The organism is Vibrio vulnificus CMCP6 (assembly GCF_000039765.1).
GTDB lineage: Bacteria > Pseudomonadota > Gammaproteobacteria > Enterobacterales > Vibrionaceae > Vibrio > Vibrio vulnificus_B.
In genome coordinates, this window is record NC_004459.3 from 2,432,927 (window position 1) to 2,457,386 (window position 24,460).

A 24,460-nucleotide genomic window follows, 5' to 3' on the forward strand; every position below is an offset into this window, starting at 1 on the left:
TGAGTGGGGTTGTGTAAACAGAATCAGATAACAAAAACGACTGAAATAATACAGAGATAGAAAGGAAAGGTATGTTTAAGAAGTTAAAAGCGTCTTTGGGTATAGGGGCGGCGAAGGTCGATACAATTCTTGATGAAATGAGTGTGCAGCAAGGGCAAACTCTAAAAGGTCAGGTGCATATTCAAGGCGGTGATGTTGAGCAGAAAATCGACGCGATTACGGTCAAGCTCAACACGGAGGTCAAAGTTGAATCGGATAGCGGTGTGAGCTACCAAACCTTCACCATCGATAAAATTCAAGCCGTAGAGCCGTTTGTCATTCAAGCGGGCGAGCAAAAAAGCGTGGCGTTTGAATTAAAACTTCACGATGAAACGCCAGTCACTGCGGTGAACGCATTGAAAAACCAATGTCATGTTTGGCTGGAAACTTCATTAGACATTGAGTTTGCAATAGACCCGAGAGACCGAGACTTTATTGATGTTAAACCTTTGCCAGTGATACAAAAAGTGATTGCCGCAATCACTAGCGCCGGTTTTAACATGGTGAAAGCGGATGTAGAGAAAGGTTTTCTTCGAGGGCAAAATTTTGCGTCGCGCTCTGGTTGTTATCAAGAGCTCGAGTTTCGTAGCAATGGCTTCCTAGGCAGCAAAGAGATTGAGTTATCTTTTATTCTGGAGGGTGGTGTGGTGCATTGCTTAGCGGAAATTGATCGTTCGCTCAGTTTAGCTGGGGATCAGTACCGCTCATTCACTCTGCCATTAAATGCAACGGACTCGCAAATCGCGCAAGCCATCGCGCCAGTATTAAGTGCCTAACCGTTCGTGATATGTACTTAATCAGCGCGCGATTTGAAGAGATAGCGATATCCAAATGTAAACGCGATATCGGTACTGTTGTCCATATTTCTGGCGTTTTCTATCATCAAAACTTCGAGCGCTGAACTGTCCATCACATAACGATAGCCCAACACAAACTCATTTGATGGGTCTGAAAAATCATCAGGCCCTTCAGTCGCCCCCTGATAGATATGGTATTCCGCGAGAATGTGATGCTGGCGAGTAAAGGCATAACGGTATCCGGTCGCAAAAGCGAGTGTGTCTTTACGGTAGGGGATGTCTGCAATTGAGACTTCTTTGTTGCGATGGGTCATACCAAACATTGCGTAAATTGCGTGTTGCTCCTTTTGGTAACCGTAATTGAGTTGTAAACCTTGTTCAAAACTACTGCCTTCGAAAGGCCCACTGTTTACATCGTTGTAATAGAGGCTCCCTCCCACAGATAAGGCGTGGTGTTGATCTTGATAGAGTTGATATTGCACATAAGTGGATATGGCGCTGCTGAGCGTTTCCCCTTCAAATCCCTCTTCATGAACACCGTATTCCGGCATGGAGATATAAAAGCGGTGTTTATCGACGGTGTCTCTGCCATTTTGCCCGATACCAAAAAAATCATGGAACGCAATCGTAAGGTTATCTAAATGGTTGTCCGCAGCAAACGTCCAGCGATAGTTCAGCTCCCATTGCCACTGTTCGTTAACTTGCCATCTCGTGCCGATTTCCAATTGATTGTGATAGTAATCCAGCATGTAATCATTGGTTTCCGCCCAAACGCTTGCTGCAGTGAGAGAGGTGTAAGCTTCTATCGAGTCATCAGGCAATGAACGTGCATTTCTCAAAACATTGCTTAACGCGTTTGACTGCATCGGTGATTGCGCGTAACTCCGCGTTGGTCCATATAAGTCATCGGCGTAGATATCACCGCTAATGGTAAGTAATATAGCTCCGCTCAATGATAAAGAAAGAATAGTCTTATTCATATCTATATGATCTTACTGAAATAATCTCATTGTTTTTTATTAGATTACTGCGCGAATTGAGTTGTGCAAGAGGCAAGGGGGCTTCCTCCTTGGGAGGAAAAAACAATTCTGCTTACAAATCGTGTAGTTGCTGACAAGAAAAATTTTTTAATCATTGTGATTTAGGTCTAATCGTTTACAATGTGTCGCTTCAGAGGCTGGTACATCCGTATTTGTACCAAAATCTGTACCAAATTATCCAAATTCACTTATGTTTGATTATTAATACATTGATTTTCAAAGCATAATTACTGAACACGTGTTGCTTGGTGTGCAACACCACTGTAAAGGAATCAAAATGCCTATTATTACTCTTCCTGACGGCAGTCAACGTCAATTTGATAACCCTGTATCAACGATGGATGTTGCGCTATCTATCGGCCCTGGTCTTGCGAAAGCAACCATTGCTGGTCGTGTGAATGGCCAACGTGTTGATGCATGCGATTTAATCGAAGAAGATGCAAGTTTAGAGATCATCACTACGAAAGATGAAGTTGATGGTCTAGAAATTGTTCGCCACTCTTGTGCTCACCTACTTGGTCACGCACTGAAGCAACTTTATCCAAATGCCAAAATGGCTATCGGCCCAACCATTGATAATGGTTTTTACTACGATATCGATTTGGAAGAGTCATTGACGCAAGAAGATCTGGAAAAGATTGAAGCGCGCATGAAAGCTCTAGCGAAAACCAAATATCAGGTTATCAAGAAAAAAGTAAGCTGGCAGGAAGCGCGTGACGCATTTGAAGCTCGTGGTGAAACATACAAGATGGAAATCTTGGATGAAAACGTATCACGTGACGATCGCCCAGGTCTTTACCATCACGAAGAATACATCGACATGTGTCGTGGCCCACACGTGCCTAACATGAGCTTCTGTCAGCACTTTACTTTGTTGAACGTGGCTGGCGCGTACTGGCGTGGTAATAGTGACAACAAGATGCTTCAACGTATCTATGGTACCGCTTTCCACGATAAGAAAGCGCTGAAAGATCATCTGACTCGTCTAGAAGAAGCAGCAAAACGTGACCATCGTAAAATCGGTAAACAGCTCGATTTGTTCCATATGCAGCAAGAAGCACCTGGTATGGTGTTCTGGCATCACAATGGTTGGTCTGTATTCCGCGATCTTGAAGTCTTTATTCGTGAGAAGCTCACGGAATATGGCTATCAAGAAGTAAAAGGCCCATTAATGATGGACCGTGTACTTTGGGAACGCTCTGGCCACTGGGATAAATACGCAGATGCGATGTTCACCACTTCTTCAGAGAACCGTGAATACGCTATCAAGCCAATGAACTGTCCTGGTCACGTGCAGATCTTTAACCAAGGTCTAAAATCGTACCGCGATCTACCGCTACGTATGGCTGAGTTTGGCTCTTGTCACCGTAACGAGCCATCTGGTGCGCTACACGGTATCATGCGTGTTCGCGGCTTTACTCAGGATGATGCACACATCTTCTGTACAGAAAGCCAAATCCAAGATGAAGTGACCAACTGTATCAAGATGGTTTACGACACGTACCAAACATTTGGTTTTGATAACATCGCGGTGAAACTGTCTACACGTCCTGAACAGCGTGTAGGTAGCGATGAAATTTGGGATCAATCTGAGGAAGCGCTAAAGCAGGCCCTAGAATCTATGGATATCGCATACGAGATCCAAGAAGGCGAGGGCGCATTCTACGGTCCTAAGATTGAATTTACACTATTCGACTGCCTAGGTCGTGCGTGGCAGTGTGGTACCGTTCAGCTCGACTTCAACCTACCAAATCGCTTAGGTGCGACTTATGTTGGTGAAAACAATGAGCGTTTAGTGCCAGTGATGATTCACCGTGCCATTTTGGGTTCTCTTGAGCGTTTCATCGGTATTCTAATTGAAGAATATGCTGGTTTCTTCCCAACTTGGTTGGCACCAGAGCAGGCTGTTATCATGAACATCACTGACAAACAGGCTGATTATGTTCAGGAAATCGCCCAGAAACTACAAAAATGTGGAATTAGAGCGAAAGCGGACTTGAGAAATGAGAAGATTGGCTTTAAAATCCGCGAACACACTTTGAAGCGTGTGCCGTTTATGTTGGTTTGTGGCGACCAAGAGATGGAAGCCGGAGAAATCGCAGTACGTACACGTAAAGGTAACGATTTGGGTAAATTTAAAGTGGATGACTTTGTTTCTTACATCCAAGATCAAATCGCTAGCCGTAAGCTCAATCTGGAGGAATAAACTATTAAAGGCGGAAGACGTGGCCAAGTTCCGGTCAAACAAAACCAGCACCGTTTAAACGGTGAAATTCGTGGCGTTCGTGAAGTTCGTTTAACAGGCGCTGACGGTGAATCTGTAGGTATCGTTTCGATCCAAGAAGCACTTGCTGCAGCAGAAGAAGCTGGTATGGATCTCGTAGAGATCAGCCCTAACGCCGAGCCACCAGTTTGTCGTGTGATGGACTATGGCAAGTTCCTCTTCGAGAAGAGCAAAGCTACGAAAGAGCAGAAGAAAAAGCAAAAACAGATTCAGATCAAGGAACTAAAATTCCGACCTGGAACTGATATCGGAGACTATCAGGTAAAACTACGCAACCTGATCCGTTTCCTTGAAGAAGGCAACAAAGTGAAGGTAACAATTCGCTTCCGTGGCCGTGAGATGGCTCACCAAGAGATCGGTGTCGACGTTCTTGAACGTTTGAAAGTGGATACAGTGGAACATGCCGTTGTTGAATCTTTCCCAACGAAGATTGAAGGTCGTCAGATGATCATGGTGTTGGCCCCTAAAAAGAAGTAATTAACGGCTTACAAGTAATTAAACCCAGCCGTTGAAAGGCGGCTGGGTTTAATTCGCCCTAATTACGTTGTTATTAAACTACTACAATGCGGAGTTATTCATCATGCCTAAGATGAAAAACAACAAAGGTGCTGCTAAGCGTTTCAAGAAAACTGCTGGTGGTATTAAGTACAAGCACGCTACTAAACGTCACATTCTGACTAAGCGTACTACTAAGAACAAGCGTCAGCTACGTCCAAACTCTCTACTTCCAAGATGTGAAGTAGCAGCAGTTGCTCGTATGCTTCCATACGCTTAATTCTTTTTAGTTTCATAATCGTTTAGTTTAGGAGAGACATAATGCCTCGCGTAAAACGTGGTGTACAAGCTCGTGCACGTCATAAGAAAGTTTTAAAACAAGCTAAAGGTTACTACGGTGCACGTTCACGTGTTTACCGCGTAGCTTTCCAAGCAGTTACTAAAGCTGGTCAATACGCTTACCGTGACCGTCGCGCTAAGAAACGTCAATTCCGTCAACTGTGGATTGCACGTATCAACGCGGCATCTCGTCAAAATGGTCTATCTTACAGCCGTTTCATCAACGGTCTTAAGAAAGCATCTATCGAGATCGATCGTAAGATCCTTGCGGATATCGCTGTATTCGACAAAGCTGCATTTGCAGTTCTAGTTGAAAAAGCGAAAGCAGCTCTTTAATTAGAGTTTAGGTTAAGAGAAAGGAGAGCTTAGGCTCTCCTTTTTTGTATTCTGAAACTAAAGCTTAGATAGAGGGCTTAGGACTCCGCCCGCACCTCTTTCTAATACATGAGTGTATATCTGGGTGGTTTTAACGTCAGAATGGCCTAGCTGTTCTTGTACGGTTCTAATATCGGCGCCGGACTCAAGTAAGTGTGTTGCAAAGCTATGTCTCAGCGTGTGGCAACTTATGGACTTGGTAATTCCAGCATCTTTTGCCGCTCTCTTTACGGCCCTTTGAAGAGCTTGCTCGTTGATGTGATGTCTTCTGAGTAAATCGGACTCTGGATCTCTTGATAACCTATCGGATGGGAATAAATAGTGCCAGTTGAAATCCATTTCGGCTCCTTGGTATTTTCTTTGCAGAGAAGACGATAACCAAACGCCGGCGTAACCCGCAGTAATTCTGTCTTTTTGATAATAACGTAGTGCTAATGCCTCTTGCTCTTTCAAGAGGGGATATAACTCCTTAGCGAGTGTAACAGTGCGGTTTTTCCCTCCCTTGCCTTGCCAAACTCTTAGTGCTCCATAATGGTAATCAACATCCTGGATTCTAAGACGAACGCACTCCATAACTCTTAATCCAGAGCCATATAACAGCATAATATGAAGTTTATATCTTGGATCTATATGTTGAATAAATGCACGAAGCTCTGGCTTGGTCAACACAACTGGCAATTTTCTATCGAGTAGAGACTTCTGAAACTTAATTTCATTATTAAGCGGTGTTCTGAAATATTCCCGATAGAGAAATAGAACGGAGTTTAATGCAAGTGCTTGTGTCTTTGCGGCAACTTTTTGTTCAACAGCGAGGTGGGTTAAAAATTCTTCAACATGTTTCTCATTCAATGTAGACGGATGTGCCATCCTATGGAAATAGATGTACTGTTTAATCCAACTGATGTAAGCCTGAATCGTTTTTGTGGCATAGTGTCGAGTTCGCATATGATCTTGAACACTTAAAATAAACTGATTTTTCATTCCTAACCTTTGTGTTTTTATATGTGTATATATACAGCCTTTTAAAGTTAGGCTAGTTGTAAAATTAAGCTACATCTAAATGCCTAATTGAGACTATTAGCACGCACTTTCATTCAAAATTGATATTTGTTTCATATGGTTGTGTGATAGCATTCTTGAAGTCTTTGACATAAAGATTGGCGGTAGCGTGCACGATTAGTACAACATGTTGGTGTATAGAGAGCGTTATGTGACTTCCCAATAGTGACACAACTCAGAATACAATAATTAAAATAAGTATATGCTTATATTTTGCAACAAAGACAGGTGGTTAGCGTATGGGAAATGTTATTTCAACACTTTTTAGTTGGGTCATTATGAGTATGTGGCTTCTATTGCCACTAGGTTGGGTCTATTGGCTTTGGGTTGCAGTAAAAATTGGCGGTTTTGCAATGTTTGCATTGGCGTTGTTCCCGATTACTTCACCAATAGCAGCTATTTTGGGCGGTTGGTCATTTTTATTCGGACTGCCTGATTGGGTGGTTAGTGTCTTCATATCATAGTCTCGAACAGCATCACATAACAAACGCTTCAAGAGGGACAGCCAACGCGTGGCATTTTTACTATGCGTTGGTTTTTGTGGTTACGGTGTTATGCAGAAAGTTGGTAGTAGCGTTGGCTGCCCCTTAAGCGGGCGTTAGTTTGCAAGAGGAAAAACGCAACCATATCGCAAGATCTAGTGTAAAGGCTCAAAGTTGAAATTGTCGTATTGGCGTTCAATTTCAGTGTTAATTAGCGTGGTAAAAATCCAAAATTGGCATCGTTTCAAGAGTAAATTTGTTCTTTGGTGTTGTGAGTTTTGGGGCCATTGAGTCGAACTTTTTTGCTTGAAACTCTGCTCTGTGAGTTTGTTGGTGCAAAAGCAGATTTACTCGCTGAAATGACGTTTTCTCTGGTGTGGCAAGTTCACGTGGTTTCAGTGGCTTTGTTGAAAGTCCGCATTGTGAGATTGGTTTTCCAAAAGCGCTTTTTGGTGTTGTGAGTTCGTTTTCTGCGGCGTTGTTTGTTCCACGTGGTTTCATTGAGTAGCCGCTTTGAGACTACGCCTGACTTGAGTGCGTCAAGGTGCGTATGGTTTGTTGTTTGCAAAGTTTAAAATAACGTAAAATCAACACTTTGGGTTTGCAAACTAACAAACTGTTCAAGAGGGATTCGCAACGCGTGGCATTTTCACTATGCGTTGGTTTTAGTGGTTAAGGTAGCATGCAGCGGCTTTTGTATTGCGTTGCTCACCCCTTAACAGGGCGTTAGGTTAATCAATGAGGATATGATGAAAACTGATAAGGTTACGGTCCGGACATTTCAGAATCGATACAATACTTACTTAAAACTTTTGCTGGCTCTTCGTAGTGATATGGGTTGGTTTTTTGATGATTCTCATAAAGCAAATATCCTAACAGTCCCATTTATTCTGACATTGGCAGCAGCACTAGAATGCTCCTTGAATGATCATTTAATTGAGCACTTTGATGATGAGTTTGGTGATAACTCGAAGCAGATGCTTCCGGGGCTAATGTCAATGAACTTTAAAGGAAAACTCATCAATATAGTGCCAATCTTGACGAAATATAAATTCAAGCTAAATGCCGAGCACAAAGTATATGCACTATTAGTCGAGTTAATTAAGCTACGTAATAGCCTTGTACATAATAAGAGCGACTATGACTCTCACGAATTCTCGCTACTGAAAGATGATGAAGGGAACGTGCAAGGGCTACAGTATGATGACTTAGAGTCCTTAATGGGGAAAGAGGTCGATTATACGTTTGGCATAAAAGCAGATGTTGGTGCTATTCATGACGCAGTAGAAAGGTTCCATGAGTTGTTTTTAGAACATTATCGAGAATCAGACTTCAGTGGTAACGAACTTGTTATTCCGTTAGAAGAGAACAATCGAATCAAAATCGTCGTAACAGATTAACCTAACAAGGCGTTCAAGAGGGATTCATGCCGCGTGGCATTTTTGGCATGCGGTCAGTTTTGGTAGTGAAAGTGGCTTGCGGAAGGTTGGTTTATGCGGCACTCACCCCTTAACGCAGCGTTATGCAAATACTCAAATCAGCTGATTTTCCAGTGCTTAGGTCTAGGCTATTGGCGAAAATAAATTGGCTAACTGCCTACAGCATTCTGGTAAACTGCGACCAAACTAAGCGGTATTATTAGGATCCAAGCGATGAGCCAAGAGCAACCAAACAACCCTTTACATGGATTAACCTTAGAGAAAATCCTTGTTCGTTTACAAGAGCACTATGGTTGGGAAGGGTTAGACAGAGAAATTCAAATTAACTGTTTTTACAGCAATCCATCAATCAAATCTTCTCTTAAGTTTTTGTGTCGCACACAGTGGGCGAGAGACAAGGTTGAGGCTTTGTATATAGATACGTTTTGCCGTTAGAACATTTGCATAACAAGGCGTTCAAGTGGGATTCATGCCGCGTGGCATTTTTGGTATGCAGTGAATTTTGGTGGTGAAAGTGGTTTGCAGAAAGTTGGTTTAGGCGGCATTCACCCCTTAACGCGGCGTTAGTTTGCAAGCGGAAAAACGCAGCCATATCTCAATATCTAGTGGTAAAAGCTCAAAGTTGAAGTTGTCGTATCGGCGTTCAATTTCAGTGTTAATTAGCGTGGTAAAAATCCAAAATTGGCATCGCATCAACGGTTGATTTGTTCTTTGGTGCGGCGACTTTGGGGTTAATTGAGTCGAACTTTTTTGCTGAAACTCTGCTCGTTGAGTTTGTTGGTACAAAAGCCGATTTATTCGCTGAAATGGCGTTTTCTCTGGTGTGGTAAGTTCACTTGGTTTCAGTGACTTTGTTGAAAGTCCGCATTATGAGGTTGGTTTTCCAAAAGCGCTTTTTGGTGTTGTGAGTTCGTTTTCTGCGTCGTTGTTTGTTCCACGTGGTTTCATTGACTAGCCGCTTTTAGACTACGCCTGACTTAAGTGCGTCAAAGCACATAAAGTTTTGCTCGCAAAGTTTAAAATAACGTAAAATCAACCTTTTGGGTCTGCAAACTAACAAACTGCTCAAGAGGGATTCACAACGCGTGGCATTTTTACTATGCGTTGATTTTAGTGATTAAGGTGGTATGCAGCGGCTTCGGTATTGCGTTGTTCACCCCTTAGCAGGGCGTTAAATGCACGAGGAAGTTATGGATAAACCGTTTCAGAGAATAGGCTCAAAATCTAATGCTCATGTAGGTCGTGAGTTCGAATCTGCAGCATCAAAATTTTTTCTGAGCCAAGGCATAGAACTTGTTCCCAATCTGAAAGTTGAAGTCGGCATTTCAAACTTGAAGAAACAACATGCGTTCGATCTCGGTTGTATTGATCAAAAGATCATTGTCGAGTGTAAGGCTCATAAATGGACAACAGGTGGTAATGTTCCTAGTGCGAAATTGACTGTTTGGAATGAAGCAATGTATTACTTTTATACAGCTCCAGTCGGTTTCAGAAAAATTATGTTTGTCCTTCGTGATTTCAGTACAAAGAGGAACGAGACTTTAGCTCAATATTATGTCCGTACTTATAAGCACTTAATCCCAAATGATGTCGAGCTTTGGGAGTACGATGAGAACACTGAAAGTGCATCGAAACTGTGCATTTAACAAAGCGTTTAAGACGGATTCCCAACGCTTGGCATTTTCGGTTTGCTTTGAATTTAGTGATTACGGCACAATGGTTTAGGTAGGGTGGTAGCGTTGCTCACCACTTAACGCGGCGTTATGCGATTCATGAGTGCAGCGATAAGGATAAAAATATTATGTATAAAGTCGGCATTGTTTTGTTTGATGATTTTACAGATGTAGACTTCTTTCTTATGTATGACTTGCTTGGTCGAACAACTGATAGTTGGACGGTTAGCGTGCTGGGAACTAAATCTGAACACACTTCCCACCTAGGTATGAAAGTCAAAACGGACGGACCTGTTTCAGAGGTGACGAATCAAGATGTCATTCTCATTACCAGTGGTAAACGTGGTATTCCAGCGGCAATAAACGATACTAAATTTATGTCAGCGTTGAATCTTGACCCAAATAAACAGCTAATTGGTTCAATTTGTGCGGGGTCATTCATCCTTCATGAACTCGGTTTACTTAAAGGCAAGCCATTGACGACAAATCCAGATGCTAAGGCTGTTCTACAAAGCATGGGAGGGGACGTTCAGGACCAACCTCTTGTTGTAGAGGGAAACATAGCTACTGCCGGAGGCTGTCTTTCACTGATGTATCTAATAGGTTGGTTAGCCGAGCGGCTGTTTGACTCAAATAAACGAAAAAGCATTCAAAATCAGTTGATCCCAGCTGGACAGTTAGAGCTATTCGAAGAGCTTATTTCTACAACTATCCAATCAGCTGAGTTGGCAAGCTCGCATAACAAAGCGTTTAAGAGTGACTCGTAACGCGTGGCATTTATACTGTGCGTTAGTTTTAGTGTTTAAGGCGCAATGCAGAGGCTCCGGCATGGCGTTACTCACACCTTAACGCGGCGTTATGCTTAATCAATTAAAATCAGTGGGTTATGGTTTTTCTTTGTTCCCTCAGCTTTTTGGTTTTGTGCTCGTCGGCAAGTTGGCTTAAGTGGGCGCTATTTTCGGACAGTTATTCTTTGGCGCTGAAAATTCAGAGAATTGCCTCAATCAATTTTTAGGTAAGCGCGAGGTTAGGGTGGCAGGCTCAATCAGCAATTTAATCTTAGGTTTTTGAGTATTAGCGGCCAAATTTCAATGTCTGATTTTCAAAATCATGAGTCATTTCCGTTTTTAGGTTTTGGCTTTTGTTTGTGAATCAAAGTCGAGTTAATCTTGGTTTTATCAAAACGTAAGCCATTGAAGCTTAAGCATAACAAAGCGTTTATCAGTGGTTTATGGTTTTTCTTTGTTCCCTCGGCTTTTCAGTTTTGTGTTTGTCGGCAAGTTGGTTTCAGTGGGCGCTGTTTTCTGGACACTTATTCTTTGGCGCTGGAAATTCAGAGAATTGCCTCAATCAGTTTTCGCGTAAGCGCGAGGTTAGGGCAGTTGGCTCAATCAGAAATTTGAACTTGGCTTTTTGAGTTTTAGTCGCCAAATTTCAAAGTCCGATTTTTAAAACTATGAGTCATTTCGGTTTTCTACGTTTTGTCTTTTGTTTGTAAATCAAGGTCGAGTTAATCTTGGTTCTATTAAAACGTAACCCATTGAAGCTTAAGCATAACAAGGCGTTCAAGTGGGATTCATGCCGCGTGGCATTTTTGGTATGCGGTGGTTTTTGGTGGTGAAAGTGGTTTGCAGAAAGCTGGTTTAAGCGGCATTCACCCCTTAACGCAGCGTTATGCGCTATTCAAATCTTTATTAACTTGGTCGAAAATACTCAAAGTATTCATGATTGTGCTCAGACCAAAAGTTACCATGTTCTTTTTATAAATTGGGGTACGATGCATGAGTATAGATCAACAAGAACGATGGGCTAAAAATAGGGAGAAAGGATTTGCTAGATACGTCGCTAGTAACACTATCTCGTTCCTACTGATCGTTTCCTTAGTTCGTGCAGTGTTTTACTTCGCTACTCAAGACAATGCTTCGATTGAAGGCTTTATCTCCGAGCAGTCCATGACCATAGTTTTTATAGCAATAGTTCTACCATTTGTATTTTGGTTTACTTGGTTGTACCAAGAGTCAAAATATAAAAAGGATTAGTAAAGCTGCGCGCATAACAAAGCGTTTAAGAGGGATTTGGCACGCGTGGCATTTTCAGTTTGCGTTGAGTTCGGTGGTTACGGCACTGTGCGGTAGCTTTTGTATTGCGTGCCTGCACCCCTTAACGCGGCGTTATGTTACTGCACTTTACGAGTAATTGAATGAATAAAAAGTTGTTAGTTGGCGGTTGTTTACTCGGTGTAACCGCTCTATTTTTTGTCGGTAAACGAGGTGGTGAGGAGTTATCGCTCCCCATGTGTGATTCCGTCCCTAAAATTGATACGCCAGTGCATTTTTTCACAGATGACTCCATTAGTGAGGCACGAATTGAAGAGTTTATTGACTATTCAAACCTTGTTCTAGAGAACTCTTGCATTCCAATTAGAAGGACCCTTTCAGGAATCACCAAACTTGATTTGACCAGTTTTAAAAAGTCAAGACAGTGGTAAGTTACATCAACAGTTACTCCTAAATGTTGGTAGCTCGGTTCTTGAGCCAATGCAAAAAGTTGGAAGTTATTATGTTCTAGTTCTTCCTAAAGACTTTCCTTTTGCAAAAGACAGTGCAGGAACTGCTCATGTAAATTTTAGTCGCAGTTTTTTGGTTCTATCTTCTGATGCAGAACTTCATGTACTTGAGCATGAGTTGGGGCATCTGGCTTGGGCATGGCACGACAACACAGCAATACATTGGTTAAAAGGGCAGCTTCTAAAAGAGCATCACAAGCAAATTAAGCCATATGCATTTGGGGCATTGTGTCATGAAGCGGGGACGGTAATGACTTATGCAGAGAAGCAGTTGCCAGCCTATTCATCACCGGATATCAAATATTATGGACAGGCTTGTGGCAATGCCGAAACTGCTGATAATGCACGTCATATGCGAGAGTTTGCGCTATCACTAGTAGCTCCGTAACATAACAAGGCGTTCAAGCGGGATTCATGCCGCGTGGCATTTTTGGTATACGGTGAGTTTGGGTGATGAAAGTGGTCTGCGGGAAGTTGGTTTATGCGGCATTCACCCCTTAACGCAGCGTTATGCGTCCTTAAAACTTGAGTAAGGTGTACAAGTGGAAAGTAGAGTTGTTAAAGCTTCAAAATTCTTAGGTTTGGGCATTGTGTTGTACCCGATCGCCTATTCGTCACTTAACTTTGTTCTACCCATTCTGATTGGCGTGCTAGGTAATGAAAATCACTTCCTGGTTACAGGTTTAGAGATCATCACCTGGTTTGTGCTCCCAATTTTTTCAGTGTTCTATTTACTAGCATTTCACCAATTAGCTGGGGCGCTTAGAAAATGGCAAAAATTCGTAGGGTATATGATGGTATCAACGGCAGTTATTGCTGAAGTATTGTTACCCTTTATCGACAGAGGTTTAGTGAGTAGATCTATTTCGTTTTTGGCTCATATGGCTGAGCTTGTCATTTTGTCCGGTTGCTTGTTGGCAATTGGTAGTCAAATGAAGCAAAGTGTCGATGTTAGCTGCAACGCATAACAAAGCGTTTAAGAGGGACTTGGCACGCGTGGCATTTTTAATTTGCGGTAAGTTTAGTGATTAAGGTGTAATGCGGTCACTTTTGTATTGCGTGCCTGCGCCCCTTAACGCGGCGTTAGAAGAATAAGGAACAATTCCAATTATGAGTAATGAAAGTAGTAACGAGAGCAATATTGAAGGAACTATCAATGCCGTAACTGGATTAGCTAAAGCTATTCCAGTTTATGAAGACGCATTACAACCTGCTGCGAAGGAAATAGGAAAGGCCTTAGGCACAGTAGCAAAAACTGTCAATGTAGCATTGGCTCCTGTCTCTGCGTTAGTTTGGGGTTATGACAAAATTAAAGATTTTGTTGATACAAAAGTGTCCGAGAAGTTATCTAATGTAAAAGATGAAGACATCGTTTCTCCTCCGCCAAATGTAGCAGGCCCTGCGCTCGAATCACTCAAGTACACAGGTAGCATAGAAGAATTGAAAGAGCTTTATGCTAACTTGATCGCTTCAAGTATGGATAAAAATACAACTCATAAAGCTCATCCATCTTTTGTAGAAATAATTAAGCAGTTGTCATCAGACGAGGCTAAATTGCTTGTTTACTTTGCTTCATCAGGTTCTGCTCCTATTGTAGACATAAAAAATAATCGTAAAGACAAATCGGGTGGTAGATATGAGTATAGGTATTTCACCAATATTGGTGAGAAACTTAAATTGGAGAATTTGGGATTAAACTCTTCGTATTGGAGTAATTTAATTCGTTTAGGGCTTGTTGATATCCCAGATAATTTTCAACTCATTGAAGAAGGTATCTACGACGATATTATTTCTCATACGGCGGTCAAAAGTATAGTTAGTAATATCAACAAACAAGAGGGTAGAGTTGCCGAAATAATAAAAACGGCTGTTCTTGTAACCGATTTGGGTCGTCAATTTATTGATGTTTGTGTAGTAGATCATCGAACACAATAATTCTTCTAACAAACTGTTCAAGAGTGATTCGCAACGCGTAGCATTTTTACTATGCGTTGCGTTTGGTGATTAAGGTGGTATGCGGCGGCATCGGTATTGCGTTGCTCACACCTTAACAGGGCGTTATGCTTAATCACGTAAAATCAGTGGTTTATGGTTTTTCTTTGTTCCCTTGGCTGATTGGTTTTGTGCTTGTCGGCAAGTCGGTTTCATTGGGCGCTGCTTTTCGGACATTTATTCTTTGGCGCTGAAAATTCAGAGAGTTGCCTCAATCAATTTTCAGGTAAGCGCGAGGTTAGGGTAGCTGGCTCAATCAGCAATTTGATCTTAGGTTTTGAGTTTTAGCAGCCGAATTTCAAAGCCCGATTTTCAAAACTATGAGTCCTTTCGGTTTTCTACGTTTTGGCTTTTGTTTGTAAATCAAAGTCGAGTTAATCTTGGTTCTAGTAAAACGTAAGCCGTTGAAGCTTAAGCATAACAAGGCGTTCAAGAGGGATTCATGCCGCGTGGCATTTTTGGTATGCGGTGAGTTTTGGTGGTGAAAGTGGTCTGCGGAAGGTAGGTTTGAGCGGCATTCACCCCTTAACGCAGCGTTATATTTTTCGAGGATCCAATGAGATTATCAATTGAACATCAAGCGACAAGGGTATGTGAAAGTAGTGAATACCTTTTCGGTCGTGAAGCTTTTGCAAAGAGCTTATTGAATATTTTTTCTAATTCAGAAAGTGGTTTTGTTCTAGCGATTGATGCTACTTGGGGAGCAGGTAAAACAGCTTTTATTCATCAGTTAATCCACGATCTAAAAGCAACAGAAAAAATTATTCCGATTTACTATGATGCATTTTCCAACGATTTTTCTAATGATACGTTTTTATCTATTGGTGCGACTATATTCCATGAAGTCGAAGGCTATTTTGAGTCAACAGGTAAAAGCGTAAAGGTTAAAAAGCAGTTAGAACATCTCAAAGACTTAACAAAAAAAACCGCAGGAGAGCTGATAAAGTTATCGAGCAATTTAGCCCTTAAATCTTTGACTGCTGGAATGATTGATAACTCAGAATTAGAGAAAATAGCTATAAAAACCTTTAATTCGGCGACTTTCGGTACACTAGAACTAGAGTTAAATGAGAAATTCAAAGCATACGAAAATGCTAAATCAAACATCCAATCGTATGTAGATGCTTTAGAATCAGTTAGCCAAAATGGTGAAAAAGTCATATTTTTCATTGATGAGTTAGATCGATGTCGCCCAGACTTTGCTGTTGAAGTTCTTGAAAAGGTAAAGCACTTATTTGCTGCTAAGAATGTGATTTTTGTTATTTCTTACAACAAGTCTCAATTGTCAAAGATAATATCTCACGTTTACGGTGTTGAAAATAAAGATGCATTGAAGTATCTAGAGAAGTTTATTCATATAGAGGCTAATTTACCAGTTGTTGATGAGAAGTCATCAACAAGCTCTTATGAACAGTTGTTTGATAGTTTTGTTCGGGAGTTTAATATTGAATTACCAAATCAACAGCAAAGAATTACGTCGCTAAAGAATATGTTTACTTTACTGTGTCAGCCAAAGCACTTAAATATGAATAGTCGCGAGATCGAAAGGGCGTTTAGTTACGTTAGTTTCTGCTTTGCAGCTCTTCCTAAAGAAAAAGGGTCTTCGCTTTTTGAGTTCTTTCTACCGGCTGCAATGATGAAAGTAAAAAATAGTGAAATCTTCAATCAGGTATCGGAAGGGCGGTTTTTCTCGACAAGCGCAAACTATAAATGGCTTCATGATTTCTTTAAAGAGCACTACAAAAGTTCATTGACTCCCCAAGCGTCGAACGTATTTTATGTAAAGCAGTTTGAAGAAGCGTGTGGCATAGTCTCAATGTTTAAAATGCCTACTGATGACATCATTGAAGACAAAATATAACAAAGCATTTAAGAGTGATTCGCAACGCTTGGCAGTTTCGCTTCGCTCAAGTATAGCCAAGCGTCGCTCACACCTTAATGCGGCGTTAGTTTGCAAGAGGAAAAATGCAGCTATATCGCAAGATCTAGTGTAAAGGCTCAAAGTTGAAATTGTCGTATTGGCGTTCAATTTCAGTGTTAATTAGCGTGGTAAAAATCCAAAATTGGCATCGTTTCAAGGGTAAATTTGTTCTTTGGTGTTGTGAGTTTGGGGTCATTGAGTCGAACTTTTTTGCTGAAACTCTGCTCTGTGAGTTTGTTGGTACAAAAGCCGATTTACTTGCTGAAAGGATGCTTTCTCAGGTGTGGCAAGTTCACGTGGTTTCAGTGACTTTGTTGAAAGTCCGCATTGTGAGATTGGTTTTCTAAAAGCGCTTTTTGGTGTTGTGAGTTCGTTTTCTGCGGCGTTGTTTGTTCCACGTGGTTTCATTGACTAGCCGCTTTGAGACGAAGCCTGACTTAGGTGCATCAAAGCACATAAAGTTTATTGTTCGCAAAGTTTAAAACAACGTAAAATCAACCTTTTGGGTCTGCAAACTAACAAACTGCTCAAGAGGGATTCACAACGCGTGGCATTTTTACTATGCGTTGATTTTAGTGATTAAGGTGGTATGCGGCGGCTTTGGTATTGCGTTGCTCACCCCTTAGCAGGGCGTTATGCTTAATCACCTAAAATCAGTGGTTTATGGTTTTTCTTTGTTCCCTCGGCTTGTTAGTTTCGAGTTTGTCGGCAAGTTGGCTTTTTTGAACGCTGCTTTTCGGACACTTATTCTGTGGCGCTGGAAATTCAGAGAATTGCCTCATTCAATTCTCGGGCAAGCGCGAGGTTGGGGCGGTGGCTCAATCAGAAATCCATTTCTAGGCTTTCAAACTTCAAACTAGATTTGCCAAAATTCCTAACCTGAATATCAAAACTATGATTCATTTCAGTTTTCTAAGTTTTGGCTTTTGTTTCTGAATCAAAGTCGAGTTAATCTTGTTCCCAGAAAAACGTAACCCATTGAAGCTTAAGCATAACAAAGCGTTTAAGTGGGATTTGGCACGCGTGGCATTTTCGGTTTGCGTTGGGTTCGGTGATTAAGTCGCTGTGCGGTAGCTTTTGTATTGCGTGCCTGCACCCCTTAACGCGGCGTTAGCCGTCATGGAGCTTGCTATACTCAAAGTGATAGAATAGTATCACTTTAGTATTTCTTTGGAGCAGCTCTCATGAAAGTAGAACTAGTTACATCACTCAAACGCCAAGCAACAAAGATCCTTGCCGATCTCCACGACACTAAAGAACCAGTGTTAATTACCGAACATGGTAAGCCATCGGCATATCTGGTTGATGTTGATGATTACGAGTTTATGCAAAATCGTTTAGCGATTCTTGAGGGGATTGCACGAGGTGAACGTGCATTAGCTGACGGTAAAGTGGTGAGTCACGATGAAGCCAAGGACAAAATGTCAAAATGGCTGAAATAATCTGGACTGAGCCAGCGCTATCCGACCTCAATGATATCGCTGAATACATCGCACTTGAAAATATCGTAGCTGCAAAACAATTGGTTCAAGCGATCTTTTCTAAAGTCGAGCGCTTAGAGGCTTTCCCTGAATCGGGTCGCATTCCGCCTGAACTAGAACATCTAAGTTATCGTGAAGTTGTAGTTAATCCGTGCCGTATTTTCTATAAACAAGACGGCGACAAAGTATTTATTTTGTTTGTTATGCGTGCTGAGAGAGACTTGCGTAAGTTCCTATTGAGCAAGCAATAACCTTTGGGAATGAACGGCTAACAAACTGTTTAAGAGTGATTCGCAACGCGTGGCATTTTTACTATGCGTTAGGTTTAGTGTTTAAGGTGTGACATGCGGTGGCTTCGGTATTGCGTTGCTCACACCTTAACAGGGCGTTAGGCAAAAGGCAGAAAAGTTCTTTGTTCTAATTTTTTGTTCCCTCTGGCAGTTCGCTTTTCTTAGTCGGCAATCCCGTATTGTCGGCTCTAATTCTTAAATCTCTTCAACCGTAAAACATGCCAAAGTTCGTGGGTTGCCTCATTGGGTTTCAGTGTTGGTTGGTGTTGAGCTTCACTGGCTCAAAGTGTGGAAAGGGCAAGTTAGTCGAAGCTTTCATTATTGCTGTCATTTCGCAGCTTTGAATTTCTCAGGTTCAAAAGCTGCTTTGTCGCGGATAAGTCGCATTTCGTGGTTGTTATAAGTGAGGCTGTAACATAGTGACTTCAGTAGTTCTTGAATCACAAAAAGTCAGTGGGAGATTGGTTGCTTATCGTGTTTAAGGTATTCTGCTTTCAAAGCAAGTTAGTGAGTAAATTAGAAATTTGCCTAACAAAGCATTTAAGAGTGATTCGCAACGCTTGGCAGTTTCGCTTCGCTCAAGTATAGCCAAGCGCCGCTCACACCTTAATGCGGCGTTATATTAATCAAAAAATTCGAGCACAAAAGGAGTTTCTATGAACTATGATGTTATCGCTTTGGCATGTGAACAATTAGATTATCGCGATAAGTTACGCCTTGCACAGTTGTTAATTCAGACCGCTCGAAAGGAAGAAGAAACAGTTAACCCTCAAGAGCGAATAATAGAATCAAAACCTTCTATTCCTGAAGCTATTGTAGAGGAGAAAGAAATTGACACTATTTCCTACGTATATGAACGTTTGCTTAAATTAAGACCAGCGAAAGCAAAATCGCTAACGAACTCCATTAAAGCAATGTTTCAGTTTCAAGGTGGTATTTCTGAAGCAGAAGTTTCCGATATTGTCAGTGAACTCCAACATAGAAAGTTAGTTAAGCTGACTAACAATAAAGTCGATTACAAAGATTAATATAACAAGCAATTTAAGAGGGATTCACAACGCTTGGCATTTTTGCTTCTACTTCAATTTTAGTGTTTATGGCACAATGATTTAGGTTTGGGTGGAGGCGTTGTTCACCCCTTAATTGGGCGTTATGTTTTAAGGATAAAAATGAAACATTCAGTTTTTATGAGTTTAGTATTTTTGACTGGGTGTGCTGCTAGTCAGGCAGCACCAATAGAAGTTCTCAGTTATGAAGCTGATGATAACAATTACACCTTGATAGCTATTAGTGAAAAAAAGCTAACAAGTTCAAATGGTGAAATCGATAGTGTTTTCGAGGAAAAAATTAAAGAGCTTTGCCCGTATGGTTATTTAGTTTCGGAACCAACAGAAGATAATGGCCCCGATGGTACATGGCTAAAAAGGCACATGGAGTACTATATAATGGCGAACAATGTCAAAAGTGCTCATTCTTACTCTAAAAATGTAAGTTGCACGCTTTGATTACAAACATAACAAAGCGTTTAAGAGGGATTTGGCACGCGTGGCATTTTCGGTTTGCGTTGGGTTCAGTGATTAAGTCGCTGTGCGGTAGCTATTGTAGTGCGTGCCTGCACCCCTTAACGCGGCGTTAGTACGGGTTTGACATCAAAGGTCATAAGTTCTGGTGTTTATCTGTTTTGGCGCTCGTATTTACACCTTTCAGTTAGTGCCTTTCACGATCTTTCCGGTGGCACTATATGCGGAGTGCTCGCTTTGATTTCACCGTCTACGGCTTCTAACTCTTAGCCTATTTCTTTGGCGCTTCTTCATTTTCGTGGTGTTTTTTGAGAGAGCCTTGATTACTTTTGGTGTGGCTGTTGAAGTACGAGGAAAGAATCCTTTTTTAATTTAAAGCCAGTGAAAGTAGGGCAGTTCAGTGCATTTTTCTTCTAGCCAACTTTCGTCTTTCAATCGGGGTAAAGTTTTGTAGCTGCCCGTCTCACTTCAGTGTTCAAAGCCTTTCATATCATGCCACTTTTCAATATCTTGGAGCGCATAAATAGAAGTAGCGCATGTACTAACAAATTGCTTAAGAGTGATTCGTAACGCGTGGCATTTTTACTTTGCGGTGGCTTATGTGTTTAAGGCGCCGTGCGGTAGCTTTTGTATTGCGTTACTCACACCTTAGCAAGGCGTTATGTGTTTGGAGATAGTCATGGCTAGGTATGGAGCTTTGTTTATGCTGTTTATTGCTAGTTTCTCAAGTTTAGCGACAACGTTAGTGACAAAGAACTATGTTGTTTCCATAGCATCAAACTGCATGGAAGGCGAGGTTACTTGTGATGATGTAACTTATTATGGCAAGTCTAAGAAATCTGGTGATGAGATCATTCTTAAAGGTCACACGTTACATACTCATTTGTCAGATGGTACTCCTTCAAAATTTTTGGGTTATAAGTTCACTAATAGTAACGTTGTTTACATGATTTCAGATTCTGGTGTACTAACAGTAACTCAAGATGAAAAAGTTTTGGTGAGTGAGCAGGGGCAGTGGGACTAGTTGAACCACACACATAACAAGGCGTTAAAGCGGGATTCATGCCGCGTGGCATTTTTTGTATGCAGTAAGTTTTGGTGGTGAAGTGGTCTACGGAAAGTTGGTTTATGCGGCATTCACCCCTTAACGCGGCGTTATGTTTTCTTTCAATTTTCGATTTCAAGGATGATTCCGATTTATGAATAAAAAGGTTTTGACCATAGGCACTATTATCGTGGTTTTCGGAATTGCAATTTTAACAAAACCAAACTCAGGAGGACTTAAGCTCCCTAGCTGTAATTTTGAGAAAGTGGCAAATACGAAGATTAATTTTTTTGTTGACCAAGAAGTCTTAGAGTCATCTTCAATAGAAGACATTAAAAAATCGCTGAACGCTTCAATAAAGTACGCGAATCAGGTTTTAAAGAATTCATGTGTTCCATTGACCCGAAGCTTGGGTGATGTTGTACCACTTTACATAGATAAAAGTGAAGTTCGTAGTCTAGTCGCAGCAGGCAACTTGGTCGGTAAGGCTCTCGAAAAACAAAAAATATCAGTTAAACAGCTTAGTCCTAATGAAAAATATGGTCTGATTTTTCATGGAAAGCATGAAAGTCAATTTGGATTGTCTGGCCAAGCATCATCGTATTTTGGAGCGTGGTTCTTTGCTATCTCTTCTACTGCGCCAATACATGTGTTAGAGCATGAATTGGGTCATTTATCGTGGGCGCAGCATAGTGAGAAACATCCAATTCCCAATCTAACAATGTTTTTGAAATCCGCTGTTCCGCAAGGATATCAGGAAAAACTCGTTCCGTATGCTCGCGCATTTAAGTGTGGCGATTCAGGCACAATAATGAGTTATGAGCGGAATATACTGCCCATATATTCAAGCCCTCAAATCAAGTATCAAGAGGAATTTTGTGGCAATAGTGCGTCGGCTGACAATGCAAGGGTGTTGCGTGACTATGCGTTGACTTTATTGGAAACTGGCAAAGTTGGGCAATGAAAACATAACAAAGCGTTTAAGAGGGATTTGGCACGCGTGGCATTTTCAGTTTGCGTTGAGTTTGGTGGTTACGGCACTGTGCGGTAACTTTTGTATCGCGTGCCTGCACCCCTTAACGCAGCGTTATGTACTTGGACTCGAGATTCAGTCTATAATCCACATTTTGAGTGATGTTATTTAAGTGATTGATTTATGAAATATTTTATTGGCTATCTATTGGTTTTAATTAACAGTGTTGCTTACGCAGATTTGCCTCAATGGATGAAACGAGAAGAACCTGATAGTTTAGGGTTATATTCTTCAGTCTTCGGTGACTGCCCATTTACTAACGATGCGTTATTAAAACGTATTGAAGGTGAGTTCCTTAGAGCTCGTGTGAAAGCTAATGAGGACCTTTCTTTTAACATTACAGTTAATACAATGTGTATGGATATAGAAAGTAAGGGTGGAGACAATAGAGGTACAGCTGTTTCTTATGAAATAAGGTTTGGGACAATCATGCCGACCGGCGGTTTTGTTCTATATGAAACTCCGAATTATGGTTCAATGCTTATTGGTGGAAATGGCACTGACTCATCTCAGTTTTTTATATCATCTATAACAAATAGTGTAGAAGACGCCCTTACAGATTACCTTAAAGCTAATTTTTAGCAAAAACGTACATAACAAAGCGTTTAAGACAGATTCCCAACGCTCGGCATTTTTTATTCCTTCGTTGGGTTTTGTGTTTACGATGGTATGGTTAGGTTTTGTGGTAGCGTTGCTCACTACTTAACGCGGCGTTAGGCAGGATGGGTAAGATTGAGCATGAATTTTGACAAAGAAATTGGCGAGTTTAAGAGTTCTTTTCAGAAAGGCAATGCATTGACTAAAGTGACAATGGTTATGGGCTTTATACTGACCTTGACGTCTTTAGCTGAATTATCTAGCAAAATCGTAGTTTGGAAAGGTTTCATTCTGTCTGGTATAGAGTTCTACAAGTCATTCTTTGTAGAACCTGTGATATCTATAGCGTCCATTGCAGGTTTGCACTATTCAGAGTTAGAGCTTCATGTAGCCACTATTTCCTCTGTTTGTATTGTAACTGGCATGCGTATTCAAGCTATAGGGCAGCAAGTTGCTTTTCGCGAGATTAGTGAAAGGTATGGTAATGAAGTAAAGCCCAATCTATTGTTTTATTGGGTCGTTGCTGTTGTAGCTCCTATTGGTTTATGGCTATGGTACGGTTTTGGTAATCCGACAATCTATCCTTGGTGGTCAGTGTTTGCAGCGCTTTTTTTCCCAGTTTTCATAGTTATCCCCAAAATTCTTATGGCCAAGTTTGCTGGGTATGAGTTTTTCGAGCAAAATAATTTTAGTTACTTTAAAAGTTATTACATCTACGTAGGCGCACTGATTCTATTCATCTGCATGTTAGCGGCTATAAATAGCGGTATTCGAGGGGACGTGGAGCCTTCAAAAGAAGCTGCCGAAGTATCAATATCTTTGGTTATAGGGACTGAGCCTAAACCTGCCTAACAAACTGTTTAAGAGTGATTCGCAACGCGTGGCATTTTTACTATGCGTTGCGTTTAGTGTTTAAGGTGGTATGCGGCGGCTCAGGTATTGCGTTGCTCACACCTTAACAGGGCGTTAGTTTGCAAGAGGTAAAACGCAGCTATATCGCAAGATCTAGTGGTAAAAGCTCAAAGTTGACATTGTCGTATCGGCGTTCAATTTCAGTGTTAATTAGCGTGGTGAAAATCCAAAACTGGCATCGTTGAAAGGGTAAATTTGTTCTTGGTGTTGTGAGTTTTGGGGTCATTGAGCCGAACTTTTTTCTGAAACTCTGCTCTGTGAGTTTGTTGGTGCAAAAGCCGATTTACTTGCTGAAAGGATGCTTTCTCTGGTGTGGTAAGTTCAAGTGGTTTCAGTGGCTTTGTTGAAAGTCCGCATTGTGAGATTGGTTATTCAAAAGCTCTTTTTGGTGTTGTGAGTTCGTTTTCTGCGGCGTTGCTTGTTCCAAGTGGTTTCATTGACAGCTGCTTTGAGACTACGCCTGACTTAAGTGCATCAAAGCACATAATGTTTGTTGTTTGCAAAGTTTAAAATAACGTAAAATCAACTCTTTGGGTTTGCAAACTAACAAACTGCTCAAGAGGGATTCACAACGCGTGGCATTTTCACTATGCGTTGAATTTAGTGATTAAGGTGGTTTTCGGCGGCTTCGGTATTGCGTTGCTCACCCCTTAGCAGGGCGTTATGCTTAATCTCGTAAAATCAGTGATTTAGTGTTTTTCTTTGTTCCCTCGGCTTGTTAGTTTCGAGTTCGTCGGCAAGTCAGCTTCATAGGGCGCTATTTTCTGGACATCAATTCTTTGGCGCTGGAAATTCAGAGGATTGCCTCAATCAGTTTTCGCGTAAGCGTGAGGTTAGGGCAGTTGGCTCATTCAGAACTTTGAACTTAGGTTTTTGAGTTTTAGTAGCCAAATTTCAAAGTCAGATTTTCAAAAATCATGAGTCATTTCAGTTTTTTAGGTTTTGCCTTTTGTTAACTAATCCTAGCCGAGTTAATCTTGGTTTTGGTAAAAATGTGGGCGTTGAAGCTTAAGCATAACAAAGCGTTAAAGTGGGATTTGGCACGCGTGGCATTTTTAGTTTGCGTTGAGTTCGGTGGTTA

The 24,460-nt window shown here is 41.2% G+C and carries 24 protein-coding genes and 2 pseudogenes; 23 read left to right on the forward strand and 3 right to left on the reverse strand.

Annotated features, from left to right (window positions below; genetic code table 11):
* The first annotated feature begins 71 nt into the window (after positions 1–71).
* Positions 72–815, forward strand: a complete 744-nt coding sequence (locus VV1_RS11290; RefSeq protein WP_011080261.1) for a sporulation protein — start codon at positions 72–74, stop codon at positions 813–815.
* Positions 816–832: 17 nt separating this feature from the next.
* Here VV1_RS11290 and VV1_RS11295 read toward each other — a convergent pair whose 3' ends face one another.
* Positions 833–1,816 carry a DUF3187 family protein gene (locus VV1_RS11295; RefSeq protein WP_011080262.1) on the reverse strand — a complete coding sequence of 328 codons (984 nt, stop codon included), beginning with the start codon at positions 1,814–1,816 and terminating at the stop codon, positions 833–835.
* Positions 1,817–2,153: 337 nt separating this feature from the next.
* Between VV1_RS11295 and thrS the strand changes: the two genes are divergently transcribed.
* The 4 genes from thrS to rplT all read left to right on the forward strand — a co-directional run bounded on the left by thrS (position 2,154) and on the right by rplT (position 5,330).
* Entirely contained in the window at positions 2,154–4,082 is a 1,929-nt protein-coding gene (gene thrS / locus VV1_RS11300; RefSeq protein WP_011080263.1) for a threonine--tRNA ligase, read from the forward strand.
* A gap of 3 nt (positions 4,083–4,085) precedes the next feature.
* Positions 4,086–4,637, forward strand: a complete 552-nt coding sequence (gene infC / locus VV1_RS11305) for a translation initiation factor IF-3 (RefSeq protein WP_072604784.1) — start codon at positions 4,086–4,088, stop codon at positions 4,635–4,637.
* Between the two features lie 103 nt (positions 4,638–4,740).
* Positions 4,741–4,935 (forward strand): 50S ribosomal protein L35, encoded by a 195-nt coding sequence (gene rpmI / locus VV1_RS11310; protein WP_011080265.1) that lies wholly within the window; start codon positions 4,741–4,743, stop codon positions 4,933–4,935.
* Between the two features lie 41 nt (positions 4,936–4,976).
* Positions 4,977–5,330 carry a 50S ribosomal protein L20 gene (gene rplT / locus VV1_RS11315; RefSeq protein ID WP_004727974.1) on the forward strand — a complete coding sequence of 118 codons (354 nt, stop codon included), beginning with the start codon at positions 4,977–4,979 and terminating at the stop codon, positions 5,328–5,330.
* 57 nt (positions 5,331–5,387) lie between these two features.
* Here the strand turns inward: rplT and VV1_RS11320 are convergent, their stop codons facing one another.
* Positions 5,388–6,350 carry an integron integrase gene (locus VV1_RS11320; RefSeq protein ID WP_011080266.1) on the reverse strand — a complete coding sequence of 321 codons (963 nt, stop codon included), beginning with the start codon at positions 6,348–6,350 and terminating at the stop codon, positions 5,388–5,390.
* Between the two features lie 317 nt (positions 6,351–6,667).
* Here VV1_RS11320 and VV1_RS11325 point away from each other — a divergent pair, with 317 nt between their 5' ends.
* Complete coding sequence (locus VV1_RS11325; RefSeq protein ID WP_024701874.1) at positions 6,668–6,892, forward strand: hypothetical protein; 225 nt, start codon at positions 6,668–6,670, stop codon at positions 6,890–6,892.
* Between the two features lie 225 nt (positions 6,893–7,117).
* On the opposite strand, the gene VV1_RS24825 is transcribed toward VV1_RS11325, so the two are convergent.
* Positions 7,118–7,411: a hypothetical protein gene (locus tag VV1_RS24825; protein WP_011080268.1), complete on the reverse strand. Its 294-nt coding sequence runs from the start codon at positions 7,409–7,411 to the stop codon at positions 7,118–7,120.
* Positions 7,412–7,659: 248 nt separating this feature from the next.
* On the opposite strand from VV1_RS24825, the gene VV1_RS11335 reads away from it, so the two are divergent.
* The 17 genes and pseudogenes from VV1_RS11335 to VV1_RS11415 all read left to right on the forward strand — a co-directional run bounded on the left by VV1_RS11335 (position 7,660) and on the right by VV1_RS11415 (position 23,319).
* On the forward strand, positions 7,660–8,310 hold the full coding sequence (locus VV1_RS11335; protein WP_133295515.1) for a phosphatidylinositol kinase: 651 nt from the start codon (positions 7,660–7,662) through the stop codon (positions 8,308–8,310).
* A 252-nt stretch (positions 8,311–8,562) separates the two neighbouring features.
* Positions 8,563–8,784, forward strand: coding sequence for a VF530 family protein (locus VV1_RS11340; protein WP_043920980.1), 222 nt, complete (start codon positions 8,563–8,565; stop codon positions 8,782–8,784).
* Positions 8,785–9,539: 755 nt separating this feature from the next.
* Positions 9,540–9,995, forward strand: coding sequence for a hypothetical protein (locus tag VV1_RS11345; RefSeq protein ID WP_043921097.1), 456 nt, complete (start codon positions 9,540–9,542; stop codon positions 9,993–9,995).
* Positions 9,996–10,150: 155 nt separating this feature from the next.
* Positions 10,151–10,789, forward strand: coding sequence for a DJ-1/PfpI family protein (locus VV1_RS11350; RefSeq protein ID WP_011080272.1), 639 nt, complete (start codon positions 10,151–10,153; stop codon positions 10,787–10,789).
* Between the two features lie 119 nt (positions 10,790–10,908).
* Positions 10,909–11,093, forward strand: a pseudogene (locus tag VV1_RS25090) (hypothetical protein).
* Positions 11,094–12,222: 1,129 nt separating this feature from the next.
* A pseudogene (locus tag VV1_RS25385) lies at positions 12,223–12,976 on the forward strand (hypothetical protein).
* 154 nt (positions 12,977–13,130) lie between these two features.
* On the forward strand, positions 13,131–13,556 hold the full coding sequence (locus VV1_RS11365) for a hypothetical protein (RefSeq protein WP_043920981.1): 426 nt from the start codon (positions 13,131–13,133) through the stop codon (positions 13,554–13,556).
* Positions 13,557–13,698: 142 nt separating this feature from the next.
* Positions 13,699–14,523, forward strand: coding sequence for a DUF4393 domain-containing protein (locus VV1_RS11370; protein WP_011080275.1), 825 nt, complete (start codon positions 13,699–13,701; stop codon positions 14,521–14,523).
* Positions 14,524–15,136: 613 nt separating this feature from the next.
* On the forward strand, positions 15,137–16,441 hold the full coding sequence (locus VV1_RS11375) for a KAP family P-loop NTPase fold protein (RefSeq protein ID WP_011080276.1): 1,305 nt from the start codon (positions 15,137–15,139) through the stop codon (positions 16,439–16,441).
* 1,244 nt (positions 16,442–17,685) lie between these two features.
* Entirely contained in the window at positions 17,686–17,943 is a 258-nt protein-coding gene (locus VV1_RS11380) for a type II toxin-antitoxin system Phd/YefM family antitoxin (protein ID WP_005448240.1), read from the forward strand.
* Entirely contained in the window at positions 17,931–18,233 is a 303-nt protein-coding gene (locus VV1_RS11385) for a type II toxin-antitoxin system RelE/ParE family toxin (RefSeq protein ID WP_011080278.1), read from the forward strand. The genes VV1_RS11380 and VV1_RS11385 overlap by 13 nt, the downstream gene beginning before the upstream one ends.
* A gap of 695 nt (positions 18,234–18,928) precedes the next feature.
* A complete protein-coding gene (locus VV1_RS11390) occupies positions 18,929–19,300 on the forward strand; it encodes a hypothetical protein (RefSeq protein WP_011080279.1) in 372 nt (123 codons plus the stop codon).
* 141 nt (positions 19,301–19,441) lie between these two features.
* Positions 19,442–19,777 (forward strand): hypothetical protein, encoded by a 336-nt coding sequence (locus tag VV1_RS11395; protein ID WP_043920982.1) that lies wholly within the window; start codon positions 19,442–19,444, stop codon positions 19,775–19,777.
* Between the two features lie 694 nt (positions 19,778–20,471).
* Positions 20,472–20,816 carry a hypothetical protein gene (locus VV1_RS11400; protein WP_043920983.1) on the forward strand — a complete coding sequence of 115 codons (345 nt, stop codon included), beginning with the start codon at positions 20,472–20,474 and terminating at the stop codon, positions 20,814–20,816.
* A 175-nt stretch (positions 20,817–20,991) separates the two neighbouring features.
* Positions 20,992–21,801 (forward strand): hypothetical protein, encoded by an 810-nt coding sequence (locus tag VV1_RS11405; RefSeq protein WP_011080280.1) that lies wholly within the window; start codon positions 20,992–20,994, stop codon positions 21,799–21,801.
* Positions 21,802–21,993: 192 nt separating this feature from the next.
* Complete coding sequence (locus VV1_RS11410) at positions 21,994–22,452, forward strand: hypothetical protein (RefSeq protein ID WP_043920984.1); 459 nt, start codon at positions 21,994–21,996, stop codon at positions 22,450–22,452.
* 156 nt (positions 22,453–22,608) lie between these two features.
* A complete protein-coding gene (locus VV1_RS11415; protein WP_011080282.1) occupies positions 22,609–23,319 on the forward strand; it encodes a hypothetical protein in 711 nt (236 codons plus the stop codon).
* Positions 23,320–24,460 lie beyond the last annotated feature (1,141 nt).